A 13,053-nucleotide genomic window follows, 5' to 3' on the forward strand; every position below is an offset into this window, starting at 1 on the left:
TTTCCCGTATGGAATGTCAGTCCTGTGGACGTGACGTCGCGGCGGACGCGACCGTGTGTCCGTCGTGTGGGGCGTCCATCGAAGCCGGTCAGAACGTGACAGTTGGGGACGGTGGTGACCCCGTGGACTCGAATCCACAACAGTCCACGCAGGGGCAGCAACCGGGGGGCCAGCAGGTCGGCCCCGGCCGGAACGCGGTCGGGCAACAGCAGGGCCTGGCCGACCAGATCCGGAACTCGCTGGCCGACCTCCCGCTGACCGCCGGTGCCGTCTTCGGGGCGGTGGCCGTGTTGCTCCCGTTCGGACTGCTCGCCGGGGCGGCGCTGATCTTCCTGGACTACGAGCCGCTGGCGGCCGCGGCGTCGCTGTTCTTCGTCGTCGCGGGCTTCGGGTCCGGGCACGAGATCGTCCGGACCTACCTCCGGGGTGCGAGCTTCGATTCGCTGTCCGCCGTCGACCCGTCGGACTACCCGTCGGTCGAGACGGAACTCGCGAACACGATCGACCTCCTGCAGACGAACCCTGACGCGGCGCTGTTGCTGCTGTACCTGCTCGGACCGTTCGTCCTCTACATCGGCGGTCGCTACCTCTCGCGTAACTACGCGATCGACGGTGATCTGGTCGATCACGCGACGACCGGGACCGCGGTAGTCGCCGGCGCCTTCCCCCTCGCGCTGGTGATCGGCGTCGTCTTCGGCGTCGACGACCTGATCGGTGGCGTGCTGGTCGCCGGACTGGTCGTGCCCGCGACAATCGGCGCGCTCGGCGGGCTGTCGGTCTTCGCGTTCGACGAGGACACCGGCTTCACCAGCCGAATCACGGGCTGGCTCGGTGTTGCCGGCGGGCTCGTGGTCACCTACCTGCTGTTCGATCCGGTCCCCGACCGGGCAGCGGCCCAGCTCCAGGAGATCCAGCAGCAAGCCGCCGCTGCCGGGGCCGACACCGTCGCCGAGGAACTCACGCTCACCGTGCCACAGAAACTGGTCGGCAGCATCGCGGGCTTCCTCTCGACGGTCCAGTTCGAGCCCGGGTTCGGCAGTCAGGGGACCGTGATCCTCCTGGCGGTCGCCCTGGTCACGCTGCTGGCCGGTTTCCTGCGTGCGTATCTCGACCGCGAGGTCATCGCCACGAAGGTCCAGGCGGCCAAACTCGGCGCGCGGATCGTCCTCGGGTACGCGACCGGCGTGCTCTTCCTCACGATTCTCCTCCCGCTGAGCACTATCGTCGTGACGATGCCGTTCAGTTCGCGGCTGTTCGCTGCCGTGTTGCCGACGGCGGCCGATCTCCCGTCGATCGTATTGCTCGGCGGCGTCATGTTCCCGGCAGTGCTGGGTGCCGCCGGCGGCTACCTCAGCGCGATGTATCTCGAACGGCAGGGTCGTCCGATCCGGTGAGGTTCCGGGCCGACCGGCTCGAATCCGTTCGCTCTCCTCGCCCGACTCGCCCTCCGTCGTCCGCGCCGCCGACGACTCGCGTATCGAGCGGGTTGGTCATGCTGTCGGTCGTGAAGTAGGCGGTGCCGTTGGTTTCGGTGTAGACGCCCATCGTCTCGACGAACGGGCTGAGGCGGCCGAACAGCGCGATGTCGAGCTTGCTCAGTTCGCTCTCGTTGTGCCCGGGGTGGCTGTGGACAGTGCCGATCAGGGTGGCCGTGTCGCCGCCGAGCACCTGACCCGCCGTTTCGGGCAGGCAGGTGAACGTCACCCGCTCCGGTCCCTGGCCGACGGGATCGGCGTGGACGACTTCCTCGACCCGGAGGTGCGTCTCGTTGGTCGTTCCGTAGAGACACCAGCCTTCCTCGCGGTCTTCGTCGTAGTGGCGGTCGAACTCGGCCGCGTCGGCGGCGTCGATCACGACCGTCCGGCTATCGTCGTCGTAGGCCATCGCGCCCATCGACACGCCGATACTGCCGGCGTACCAGACGACGCCGGCCCCGAGGATCACGAATCCGGCCGCAAAGGCGATAGCCAGTCTGGCGACGGTCCGATCGCTCGCCCGCGCTAGTAGCCAGGTAGTCGGCCCGGCCATCGTCAGATCACGTCCGCGTACCTACCCAGTTCGCACTGCTGGCGGTCCTGTCCGGTCGCTCGCGTTCCTGCATTCGTCGTCATACCTGCGACGTGAGAGGGGCATGCAGCCCGGTAGAATAGTTCTGTTTGCGGCATAGATACCGTATGAGAGGATCTAGATCGTCTTAGTGGCGAGTAGTGTATCAGCTGCCGAAATCCGCCGGCTTCAAAACGCATTTGAGGGGTGCAATTGGACGAACGGCATGGACCTGACAGGAAAGTCCCTCCTGGTGACCGGCGGTGCGGGTTTCGTCGGCTCTCACCTCTGTGAACGACTGGCCCAGAACAACGACGTCCGCGCGGTCGACGACCTCTCGAACGGCGACCCCTCGTGGGTGCCCGACGGCGTGGAGTTCGTCGAGGGCGACCTGACCGACCCCGCCGTCGCAGAGGACGTCATCACGGCGGACCTCGATGGGGTCTTCCACTTCGCGGCCGATCGAACTGTGGACACCGACGACCCGCGCGCCCAGTACGAACTCAATGGCAACCTCACGCTCACCGTGCTCGAACGGATGCGCGAGGTCGGCGTCGACAACATCGCCTTTACCTCCTCCTCGACGGTGTACGGCGAGGCACCTCGTCCCACGCCCGAGGACTTCGCGCCGATGGAACCCATCTCGGCCTACGGCGCGAGCAAACTCTCCGAGGAGTCGCTGATCTCCGTCTACGCGAAGAGCTACGGGATTCAGGCGTGGGTCTACCGCTTCGCGAACATCGTCGGCCCGCGCCTCCAGAAGGGCGCTGTCATCCCCGACTTCATCCACAAGCTCCGGGAGAGTCCCGACACGCTCGAAATCCTCGGGGACGGTCGCCAGGAGAAATCGTACATGCACGTCAAATCCTGCGTCGACGCGATGTGTCACGTCGTCGAGAACGCCGACGACGACCTGAACGTCTACAACCTCGGGACCCGGACCACCACGTCGGTCACTACCATCGCCGACATCGTCAGCGACGCGATGGACCTCGATCCGGAGTACGAGTTCACCGGCGGCGACCGCGGCTGGGTCGGCGACGTCCCCCGCATGCGCCTCTCCATCGAGAAGCTCTCGGCACTGGGCTGGGAACCCGACCAGTCCAGCGACGACGCCGTGCGAAAAGCCGCCGAGGAACTCGTCCAGGAGCACTAGTCAGAAGCCCCCAACGGCAGCCCTTTTGTCACCCGGTTCCTACGCTCCGGCGTGCAGATCGTCGGGTACGACACGGGCGTCGGTGACGACCGTGAGCCTGCCCTGACCCTCGCGACGGCCGAGGGGATCGAGCGGCTGTCGCTCGCGCCGGGGACGGATCTCGCGTACACCCTCGACGACCGCCACTGCGCCGGGACGATCAGCGACGGGAGCCACGAGGCCTGCCCGAACCCAACCGGGCCCTACTGCGACGATCACACCAGCCGCTGGGCCTGCGCCCGCTGTGTCGGGAACTGCGACCTCCCCCTGCCGTCCTGCCGGGAGGAACACGCGATCTATCTCGCAGCGTTCGCCCCGGCGACGTTCAAGGTGGGCGTCACGCGCTCCTGGCGGCTGGACACCCGCCTGCGCGAACAGGGGGCCGACAGGGCGGCCCACCTGCGGACGGTCGCGGACGGCCGGATCGCCCGGCAGGTCGAAGCCGACATCGCCCAGGCGGTGGGCGACCGGGTGCGCGTCCCGACGAAAACCGAGGGACTCCACCGCGACGTGGACGAGGCTGCGTGGCGCGACCTGCTGACCGAGTACGACCCCACCGAGACCTTCGAGTTCGACTACGGGTTCGCGCTGGCCGACCGGCCGGTCGCCGAAACCTTGCTGACCGGTACGGTCCGGGGCACGCAGGGCCGGGTCCTCGTCCTCGATAACGGTGGAACGACCTTCGCCGTGGATATGCGCGACCTGGTCGGGTACGATATCTCGGAGGGGGGCACGGATCGGGAGTTACAGGCCAGTCTCGGCGCGTTCTGATTCCTTCGCCCCCGTCGTGTTTTACACAAAACACTTACCGGGGTGTGCGGACCGTCGTGTATGGAGCGTGAAACGAAACTCGCGGGCGCGGCGGGGGCGGTCCTCGTCGCGGCCGCCCTGTTCGTCGCCGTCGCGCCGGGTGCGCTGGCCGACGCGACGCCCGACCCGCCGCCCTCCGAGCTGTCGGTACAGGAACAGACCATCGCCGCCGGGGAGATAACCGGTGGGACCGCGACCCTCTCGGTCCGGAGTCGGCTCTCCCACGACGGGGGTCCCGGCGAGAACGTGACGGTGCTGGTCCGCGCGGTGAACGAAGACACCGATCTGGTCGCCGCGACCAGAACGACCGAGGTCGGGACGGTCGAGGGCACGCGCGAGGTGCCGGTCGTCCAGAACCTCAGCGTCGACCGCGAGGGCGACTACCGGATCGAGACGCTCGTCTACCAGGACGGTGAGCGGGTCGCCTCGGGGACCAAGACCGTCCGGGGCGTCGGCGGTCTCCAGCCGGACTACGCTCGGACCGGTGTCGAGTTCCACACCTTCGAGGGCTTCGGCTCGGGGCAGTTACCGCCGATCCAGTTCTCGATCACCGAGAGCGATGGGTCCTCCGCGACGCTGAACGTCACCGCCTATCTCACGAACACCGGTGACCTGGCCAACGACGAGCTGAAGATCACCGTGCTGGCCCGGCAGGCGGACTCGAACATCGTGGCCGACCGGCAGGTCAGGACGGTCGGATCGATTCGGCCGGGGCGGACCGCCACGCCCTCCGCGTTGCTGACGGTGCCGGACGACTACAACTACAAGCTGATGGCGATACTCCAGGCCGACGACGTGCTGGTCGGGACGGCACAGGCGACGGCGACGCTGAACCCCAACCAGACGGTGACGGTCGAGGCGAACGGCACGGGCAGCGACACACTCGACACGAGCGACTTCGAGGCGGAAGACGAGACACAGCAGACCGAGAGCGCCCCCGGTGAGCGGACTACCACCGAAGGCGGTCCCGGCTTCGGCGCGGCTATCGCCTCGCTGGCCGTCCTCGCCGTCGCACTCTACGCACGGAGGTTCCAATGACGGAGACGACAGACACGACCGACGACGCACCGACCGCCAGTCAGTCGCCTGCGGGATCGGACGCGACCGATTCCACGACGGTCGAGGAGATGAGCGTCTTCGACCAGCTCCAGTGGGGCGCGCTGGTGGTTCTGGTGATCGTCGCGCTCTGGGCGACGGCACAGTTCTACCTGAGCGCGACCCGGGCTATCGACGTCTGGGTCGGCGCAGGGTACCAGCCCCTCGTCATGGCCGCGTTCAATCTCGCGTTGCTTCTGAGCGCGGTCGCGGGCATCTCGCTTCTGGCCCGGCGGCTCGGAACCGTGCCGACCTGAGGAGTCGAACACGACAATCCTTTTCCCGAGCGCTCCCGAACCCGGACCCATGGCAGACGACGATCCTTCCGAGGAGACAGAGGCAGAGAGCGAAGCCCCAGAGAGCGAAGGCGAGGAGAAGTCCTTCCGCGAGCGGGTCGAGGAGATCCGCCAGCAGCGAGCCGAGGAAGGTGAGGGCGAAGAGGGCGAGGGTATGAGCCGCGAGGAGCGCCTCGAAGAGATGATGGGCGGCGGAGGCGGTGGCGGCCCCGGCGGCATGGGCGGCGGCGGCAACCCCTTCGCCCAGATGATGGGCGGCATGATGGGTGGCGGCCCCGGTGGCGGCGGCATGGGCCCCGGCGGTGGCGGCCCCGGCGGCATGGGTCCGGGCGGCCCCGGCGGCGAAGGTCGCGGTCGCGGCCGCGAGGAAGGCGGCAGCGACAACGAGGAACTGACCCGCGAAGTCCGAAAGCTCCGCGACGAGGTCCACGACGTGCGCCGTACCCTCGACCGGATCGCCGACGCGCTCGAAGACTGAGCGCACTCGCAGAACCGTAATTCTCCGCTTTTTCCGCTCGCCAGCGTCGCGTCAACCCTGTGGGAGGATCATCCGGACGCGGCTCCCGTCGGACCCGGTCTCGATGTCGAGATCGCCGCCGGACCGCTCGACGAACCAGTCGACGAGCCACAGGCCGAGGCCGTTGCTGTGTTCGAGCGCCGACTCGGCGGGCAACTCCCGCACGGACAGTTCGTGATCCGGGATACCGGGCCCGTCGTCGGCTACCTCGACCGTGACGGTGTCGTCGCCGTTCGAGACAGTGATATCGACCGTGGGGGCTGGATCGTCGTTGTGGACGATGGCGTTCTCGACGACGTTCTCGACGGCGACTTCGAACATACTGCCGACGGAGACCGGGGCGAACTCGGGGGTGGTCACCGTGATCCTCGCGGCGTCGTGGACGGCACCGAGGTCCTCGCTGACGCGTTCGACGACGGTGCTCGCGTCGACGACGATCAGGTCGTCGGTCCGCAAGACGGACTCCATCTGTCGGCCCTGCTCGGCCAGTTCGACGATGCGGTCGACGTGCCGGCGGAAGGTCTCGACCTCGTTTTCGTCGACGTCCAGCGTGTCGATCTGCCCTTCGAGGACGGTCGCGTGGTTGCGCAGGTCGTGTCTGAGGACGCGGTTGACGACGGACAGTCCCGCCGCCAGTTGTTCGGCTTCCTCGCGGGCCCGTTCCGTTCGCTCCCGTTCGAGTCGGCGCTCGGCGTCGTAGAGCCCGATGAGTCCGCCGTCGAGCAGGCCGCCGGCCGCCCAGCCGACGAACAGCTCCACCGTCGCATCCGGTGCGATCCCTTCGACGGCGTTCAGGTAGCCGTTCAGCGCGCCGCCGAAGCCCAGCGCGGCCGCACCGAGCAACGCCCACGCCGCGACGCGCGTGAGGTGCGTCGCACGGTCGCGGTCCGCCCTGACCCAGAGGCCGACTGCGATCAGCAGGACGAGTATCGCGGCCGGTGCGATCAACCAGACCACGAGCGCCACCGCCGTCACGTCCGAGGAGAGCATGAGCGCCACGTTCGTGGCCAACAGGACGAGCGACACGGCCGCCAGCGATGCCACTCCGAATCGGATCGTCCGCCGCCGCTCCGGAGCACTCATCATACTCTCTCGGTCCGTCGACTCGTCGGAAGGAGACGGGCCACGATAATGAAACCCCCTCGCGAAACGAGACTCGAAGCCCGTCTCGCCGGAACGCTACAGCAACATCTCGTAGACGTCCGAGAGCTTGTCGACTGCGTGGTCGACGCTCATGGCGTCACGGCGGTCGAGGCAGTTCGCCCCCAGCACGTCGCGTTCGGCGAGCGTCCGCTCGATGACCGCCCGGAACCCGTCCGGGTCGCCCGGGGGCGCACGGTAGCCGGTTTCACCGGTGACGACGGTGTCCGAGAGCGCGCCGGCGTCGACGGCCGCGACCGGCGTCCCGCAGGCGTTGGCTTCGAGCGCGACCAGCCCCTGTGTCTCCACGGGACTGGGGAACGCGAACACGTCGAGCGCGCTGTAGAAGGCGGCGAGGTCCTCGCGGTCGAGAAAGCCGAGAAAGCGAGCGTCCACGTCGGCGTCGGCGGCCAACCGTTCCAGCCGATCCCGGGCCGGCCCGTCACCGCCGAACACGAGGGTCACGTCCATCCCGTCGGCCGCCTCGACGATCAGTTCCAGGTGCTTCTCGAACCCGTGGCGTCCGGTGTAGCCGACGAGTGGTTTCCCCGTGTCGAGGTCGTGGGCCTCGACGAACTGGCTCGTGTCCACCGGCGCGAACCGGTCGGTATCGACGCCGTTCGGGACGACCTCGACGGCGGTCCGGACGCCGATCTCCCGGAGGTGGTGGCGGGCGGGTTCACTCGGGACCACGACCATCTCAGCCCGGTTGAGGAACCACTTCTCGTAGGACCGCGCGGCCCGTTCGATTGGCGTCCGGAGCCACCCCTCCGCGATGTAGTCGGCGTATTCGGCGGTCGGGGTGTGGTAGGAGGCGACCAGCGGGACGCCGTGGCTCCGGGCGTACTTCAGCCCGCTGAGCCCCAGCAGGAACGGTGTGTGAGTGTGGATCAGATCGGGGTCGGACGCATCGATCCCGTCCGGCACGCGCGGCATCGCGGCGTTGAACTCGTCGTAGAACGGGAATTCGAAGCTCCTGACCGGATACTCGTCCTCGGCGGGGTCGTACTCGTCGGCCCCCGGATAGACGATCGGCATCCGGCCCCCGCGATCCGCCCAGCGCTGTCGCCAGGTCTGGACCGTGTAGGTCACGCCGTTAACAGTCGGCAGATACGTATCGGTGAAGACGGCCACGGTCCGACCCATCGCAGGACAGTTCGACGACCTGTCTCTAATACGTTGTGTCATCGGCGAGATCGTGATAGATACATTTCATCTAGCCCCGGTGCGAGATTCGCCTGCGAGTAGCCCCCATCGCGGATATCGCCGTAACACCGGTGAGGTGATCCGCTCCGACCGAGTCGACCCGCGAGCGCCGGACTACTGAGTCCCTGCACGGGGAGGCCGTGACGAGGGTCCGAAAAAACCCTACCGAAAGCTCGGCGGTTCCGCGACGGCAAACAGAACCTATACCCCGTCTCGACCGGTGAGTCCCGGGTATGCCCAGCGAGGAGCAACTGGCCGCCGAGCGCATCGAGCGTCTGCAGGCGCTCGCGAAGGCCGCCACCTCGGCGGGCGAGACCGACCGCGCCCGGACCTACGTCCGCCGCGCCCGTCGCATCGCCGAGCGCAACCGGCTCTCGCTTCCGCCCGAGTTCAAACGGTTCACCTGCGACCGCTGTGACGCGTACCTCCGCCCCGGCGTGAACGCCCGCATCCGAACCCGGGACGGCCACGTCGTCGTCACCTGTGACTGCGGGAGCCACGCCCGCTACCCGTACTGATCGCGGTCGCCTCATCCACCCGCCCTGGCTGCCACTGCGAACCGCACCCACACGCTCCATCGGTGATAGCTTTTAAGAACGATTGCCCTATAGTGAAGACGACATGACCGAACAGGAGAAGCGTCGGCGGATGCACGATCTGGACGTGACCGTCTGGGTCGGGAAACACGGGGTCGAGGCCGTCGTCGAGGAGCTGTCGGACCAGCTCGACGACCGGGACATGGTGAAAGTCAAATTCCTGCGGGCAGCACGTGGTGGAACCACGACCGAGGACCTGGCCGAGGACCTGGCCGAGCGGGTCGGCGGTGACCTCGCCCGCACCCGTGGGCACACGGCGGTGATCGAGCGGTGATCCCGCTCCAGTCGGCGAACACGTTCCTCGCGGACCAGCTCGCCAATATCGGCGTTCCCGCGGCCGGGGCAGTCGGCTCGGCCATCACCTTTCTCGTGGCCTTTCTCGTCCTCTACGTGCTGGGACGGATCTTCGTCTCCCCCCTGATCAACCGGGTGCTGAAACGTCGTGACCTCGACGAGCACGCGCGCAAGCCACTCGTGAAACTCGTCCGCATCGTGACCGCCTTCGCCGCGGTCGCCATCGCCTTCACCTTCGCCGGCTACGGCAACATCCTCACCGCCATCGCCACCATCGGCGCGGCCGCCACGCTGGCCATCGGCTTCGCGATGCAGGACGTCCTCGCGAACTTCGTCGCCGGCGTGTTCATCTACACGGACAAACCCTTCCGCATCGGCGACTGGATCGAGTGGGACGGCCACTCGGGCGTCGTCGAGGACATCTCCCTGCGAGTGACACGGGTCCGCACCTTCGACAACGAACTGCTGACCGTCCCCAACTCCCAGCTGACCGGCGGCGTCATCAAGAACCCCGTCGCCAAGGAGCAACTCCGCCTGAAGTTCCTGTTCGGCATCGGCTACGACGACGACATCGACGAGGCGACCGAGATCATCGTTGAGGAGGCCGAGAACCACGACGGGATCATGGACGACCCCGAGCCCTCCGTCCGTCTGACCGAACTCGGCGACTCCTCGGTCGGTCTGCAATCGCGCATCTGGATCGACAACCCCAGCCGCGCCGACTTCGTGAAGATCCGCGGCGAGTACGTCACGGCCGTCAAAGAGCGGTTCGACGAGGAAGGCATCGACATCCCCTACCCGAACCGCACCATCGGCGGCGACATCCAGATCGAGAACACCGACGTCCTCACCGCCGACTGACAGTACTCGGTTTTTCGCAGCCGTACGCTTCGCTCGCGTGATTGAAACCACTGGTGAGTCGCATTCGTCGCTCGCGGTTTGCGAGCGACAGAAGTGCTCCGACAGGGATTCGAACCACGCGAAAACGGACCCGTTCGTTTCACTCTCGGGTTGCGATTTCTCTACTTCAAATCCCTGGGGCGCCGCTTTTGCTGCTCACGGATTGTTCGCAGCAAAATGCTCCGACAGGGATTCGAACCACGGTCGGAGCAAACTCCTCCCTGATTCAAATCACCTGATGGGTCGCATTCGTCGCTCGCGGTTTGCGAGCGACAGAAGTGCTCCGACAGGGATTCGAACTGAAGGAAGACGGTCGCTCACTTCGTTCGCGCTGCGACTTCCAGAGTTCCAATCCCTTTTTGGAGCTTTCGCTCCTCACCTTCGTTCGTCGCAGAAATGCTCCGACAGGGATTCGAACCCTGGTCATTGCCGTGAGAGGGCAATATGATTGGCCGGACTACACCATCGGAGCGCATCGGCTTCGGGCGTCGGTCACGCCCTCGGCGCGTCTACTCCACGGTAACCGCGAGTTGTGTTTAACAGTTCCGTTTCGAGACCACTGTGGGCCGGTGTACCAACGCCCCGTCGGTACCGGGATCGCGCGGTGACGTGGCCCATGTAGTATGGTATCAAATACCGAACCCTTGCCGACTCCCTCGGATCGAGATTCCGATCCGGGGGGTAACCGAATCGAACGGGAACGTGGCCGGTAACGGGGTGGATGCGTCCGGCCCGTGTCGGGAGCGAGTCCGTCGCCAAGCGCCGACCGGTCGGCCGGTTTCCCGCGAAAATACTCACACAGGACACTCTCGTACGGATACAGGTGGTTGTGGCGTGGGACGGCCGAGTGAGGATCGGCCAGTAGAGGGGGTCGGCGACTCCTGGGGGCGGCCCGTCACCGTCGAGCGGTGCAACTCTCGACGGGCGGTGGAGCCTGCGACGCCGCGTAGCCGACGGGACAACCACGAAAGGGAACACCATGTACGACAAATCACTACTGGCGAAGAGTACCGGCGTCTCCCTCGGCGTGATCGCGGTCGTCGGCCTCCTCTTTCTGAGCACCGGGACGGGCCTTGCCGTTCCGGTCGCCGGCATCGGCGGATTCACCATCGAGGCCGACAGCATCGAGGGCGACGACCTGGTCCTCTACCCCGACGTGGTCGAGCGTGACGAGGGGACCGACGCCCCGCAGGCGATCATGGAACTGCAGGCCAACCGGATCGAGGGTTTGCGACTCGTCAAGACCATCGACATGGGCGAGCTGTCGCTCGACGCCTTCGACGGCACCGCCCGCATCACGATCGAGTCCGGCGGCACCGTCGAGACCGATCAGATCCTGATCCGATCGACGGGACTGAACGCGAGCGAAGCATCGTTCAGCGGCCTCAGGATGCGGGGTACGGACTCCGACGACCTGACCGAGACGTTCCAGATCACGGCCCCCTCCGAACCGGTCGAGGGGAAGACCGTCAGTCTCGACGGCGGTGAGAACCCCGGAATCGAGATGACCGACGCCGAAATCCACGCGACGTACCTCGCGACCAACCGCATCACGCTGCCGGAGCTAGAACTGCGCGTGCAGTACGACACCGACGACGACGGCGAGTACGAGTACGGATAACACACGTCGCTGACGCGGCTGCGGCGGGCCGTCCGCGTTCCGCCGCTCACTCGTCGTCGAACGGCGAGCCGGCCGCGTCCGGCTCGTGTCCTTTGAGGCTGATGATGTTCTCCCGGCCGACCCGCAACTTGCTGATGTGCTCTTCGTCCTCCATGTCCGAGAGGAGCATGCTCACCTTCGATTTCGACCAGCCCGTCTCGTCGACGATGTTGGCCTGTTTCATCCGCCCGCCGTTGTCCTCCAGTAGCGAGAGGACCCGATCCTCGTCGGTCAGCAACTCCTCGTCGGGGATCGGAGGCTCCTGTGCTGCCTCGGTCTCCCCGCCGGTATCGGTCGCCGCGTCGTTCGTCGCCGCGTCCGCCGTCGCACCGGCGGTCGGCCCGTCCGGGTCGTCGCCCTCGGTCGTCATCGACCCGAACAGTCCGTTCCGCCAGGCGATGCCCGCGCCGGCACCGACAGCGACGACGAGGACGCCCGCGAGGACGAGCGGCAAGAGCCCGCCGTCGTTGGAGCCCCCATCGGAGTTCCCACCCGCCGTCCCGTCGCCGGCACCGACTGCACTCGGATCACCGGTCGTGAACACGACCTGCGGATTGCCGTCGGCGAACGACTGTGCCCCGTCCCAGCTGACGGATCCATTGGTCGTGCTGTCCGGTGGGGGGGCAGCCTGATCCGTCAACAGCGACAGATCGGGACCGGCCTCGAAGACGAGTTGCTGGCTCTCCCCGACGTAGAACTCGCCCTGGAAGACGTCACCGACGGTGACCCTGTCGCCGGACACTTGCGTGAAGTTCGTCCACAGGAACGACATCTCGACGATACCGGTGTCTCCTCGGGGATTCAGTCCGGCCGACCGCCGGAAGTTCTCGGCGGTCATGGTCCGGTCGGTCGCGTTGCTCCCGGCCGCCGTCAGCCCTCGCGCGCTGGTCCGGAACTTCGTCCAGAGATCGGTCTCCTGGCTCTCGAACTCGTCGGCGTACGTCTGGAAGTTCTCGCGCTGGGTGCTGTTCTGCAGGACACCGGTGAAGTGTTTGAACGTCCACCGCGCCGAACCGTTCGCGTACACCGTGACGACGAACTGCGTCGACTCGAACTGCTGTGGGGTGGCGAGCGCCCGGCCGTCGTCGGCCTGCATCGCGGCGCTGTCGACGTGGGTCGTCCCATCGCCGTCGACGGTGGCGACGGCTGGTCCCTGCCCGAGAACGGCCCCGAGCAGCAGGACACAGACGAAAGCGAACGAGAGCGGACGAGACATCTAGTGGGAGAAAGAACCCCCGGACTCCATAAAAACACTGTGTCTGTCCAATCTTCAGCGATGCCGACACGTCAAACGACCC

General features: G+C 66.8%; 14 protein-coding genes and 1 tRNA gene. 10 read left to right on the forward strand and 5 right to left on the reverse strand.

Annotated elements, in window-relative coordinates; all coding sequences use genetic code 11:
- Positions 1 to 122: 122 nt before the first annotated feature.
- Complete coding sequence (locus BV210_RS14525; RefSeq protein WP_157526039.1) at positions 123 to 1,394, forward strand: hypothetical protein; 1,272 nt, start codon at positions 123 to 125, stop codon at positions 1,392 to 1,394.
- On the opposite strand, the gene BV210_RS14530 is transcribed toward BV210_RS14525, so the two are convergent.
- Positions 1,351 to 2,028 carry a hypothetical protein gene (locus tag BV210_RS14530; RefSeq protein ID WP_157526041.1) on the reverse strand — a complete coding sequence of 226 codons (678 nt, stop codon included), beginning with the start codon at positions 2,026 to 2,028 and terminating at the stop codon, positions 1,351 to 1,353. The two genes, BV210_RS14525 and BV210_RS14530, sit on opposite strands and share 44 nt — an antisense overlap.
- 244 nt (positions 2,029 to 2,272) lie before the next feature.
- Here BV210_RS14530 and BV210_RS14535 point away from each other — a divergent pair, with 244 nt between their 5' ends.
- The 5 genes from BV210_RS14535 to BV210_RS14555 are packed head-to-tail and all read left to right on the forward strand — an operon-like array spanning position 2,273 to position 5,920.
- The gene (locus BV210_RS14535) at positions 2,273 to 3,202 is read left to right on the forward strand and encodes an NAD-dependent epimerase/dehydratase family protein (RefSeq protein ID WP_077207346.1); all 930 of its coding nucleotides are present in this window, start codon (positions 2,273 to 2,275) and stop codon (positions 3,200 to 3,202) included.
- A 51-nt stretch (positions 3,203 to 3,253) separates the two neighbouring features.
- Complete coding sequence (locus BV210_RS14540; protein ID WP_077207347.1) at positions 3,254 to 4,012, forward strand: DUF2797 domain-containing protein; 759 nt, start codon at positions 3,254 to 3,256, stop codon at positions 4,010 to 4,012.
- 60 nt (positions 4,013 to 4,072) lie between these two features.
- The gene (locus BV210_RS14545) at positions 4,073 to 5,089 is read left to right on the forward strand and encodes a PGF-CTERM sorting domain-containing protein (protein ID WP_077207348.1); all 1,017 of its coding nucleotides are present in this window, start codon (positions 4,073 to 4,075) and stop codon (positions 5,087 to 5,089) included.
- The gene (locus BV210_RS14550) at positions 5,086 to 5,403 is read left to right on the forward strand and encodes a hypothetical protein (protein ID WP_077207349.1); all 318 of its coding nucleotides are present in this window, start codon (positions 5,086 to 5,088) and stop codon (positions 5,401 to 5,403) included. Before BV210_RS14545 ends, BV210_RS14550 begins: the two co-directional genes overlap by 4 nt.
- A gap of 49 nt (positions 5,404 to 5,452) precedes the next feature.
- A complete protein-coding gene (locus BV210_RS14555; RefSeq protein WP_077207350.1) occupies positions 5,453 to 5,920 on the forward strand; it encodes a hypothetical protein in 468 nt (155 codons plus the stop codon).
- A gap of 51 nt (positions 5,921 to 5,971) precedes the next feature.
- Here BV210_RS14555 and BV210_RS14560 read toward each other — a convergent pair whose 3' ends face one another.
- Positions 5,972 to 7,045, reverse strand: a complete 1,074-nt coding sequence (locus tag BV210_RS14560; RefSeq protein WP_077207351.1) for a sensor histidine kinase KdpD — start codon at positions 7,043 to 7,045, stop codon at positions 5,972 to 5,974.
- Positions 7,046 to 7,138: 93 nt separating this feature from the next.
- Positions 7,139 to 8,245 carry a glycosyltransferase gene (locus BV210_RS14565; protein WP_077207352.1) on the reverse strand — a complete coding sequence of 369 codons (1,107 nt, stop codon included), beginning with the start codon at positions 8,243 to 8,245 and terminating at the stop codon, positions 7,139 to 7,141.
- A gap of 293 nt (positions 8,246 to 8,538) precedes the next feature.
- Here BV210_RS14565 and BV210_RS14570 point away from each other — a divergent pair, with 293 nt between their 5' ends.
- From BV210_RS14570 to BV210_RS14580, 3 genes are all read left to right on the forward strand, one after another.
- A complete protein-coding gene (locus BV210_RS14570) occupies positions 8,539 to 8,823 on the forward strand; it encodes a ribonuclease P protein component 4 (protein ID WP_077207353.1) in 285 nt (94 codons plus the stop codon).
- 103 nt (positions 8,824 to 8,926) lie between these two features.
- A complete protein-coding gene (locus tag BV210_RS14575; protein WP_077207354.1) occupies positions 8,927 to 9,175 on the forward strand; it encodes a YhbY family RNA-binding protein in 249 nt (82 codons plus the stop codon).
- Positions 9,172 to 10,056 carry a mechanosensitive ion channel family protein gene (locus BV210_RS14580; RefSeq protein ID WP_077207355.1) on the forward strand — a complete coding sequence of 295 codons (885 nt, stop codon included), beginning with the start codon at positions 9,172 to 9,174 and terminating at the stop codon, positions 10,054 to 10,056. Before BV210_RS14575 ends, BV210_RS14580 begins: the two co-directional genes overlap by 4 nt.
- A gap of 436 nt (positions 10,057 to 10,492) precedes the next feature.
- Here the strand turns inward: BV210_RS14580 and BV210_RS14585 are convergent.
- A tRNA-Glu gene (locus BV210_RS14585) sits at positions 10,493 to 10,567 on the reverse strand.
- A 507-nt stretch (positions 10,568 to 11,074) separates the two neighbouring features.
- On the opposite strand from BV210_RS14585, the gene BV210_RS14590 reads away from it, so the two are divergent.
- The gene (locus BV210_RS14590; RefSeq protein WP_077207356.1) at positions 11,075 to 11,716 is read left to right on the forward strand and encodes a DUF6230 family protein; all 642 of its coding nucleotides are present in this window, start codon (positions 11,075 to 11,077) and stop codon (positions 11,714 to 11,716) included.
- 46 nt (positions 11,717 to 11,762) lie between these two features.
- On the opposite strand, the gene BV210_RS14595 is transcribed toward BV210_RS14590, so the two are convergent.
- Complete coding sequence (locus BV210_RS14595; protein ID WP_077207357.1) at positions 11,763 to 12,971, reverse strand: hypothetical protein; 1,209 nt, start codon at positions 12,969 to 12,971, stop codon at positions 11,763 to 11,765.
- Positions 12,972 to 13,053 lie beyond the last annotated feature (82 nt).

The organism is Halorientalis sp. IM1011 (assembly GCF_001989615.1).
Classification (GTDB): Archaea; Halobacteriota; Halobacteria; order Halobacteriales; family Haloarculaceae; genus Halorientalis.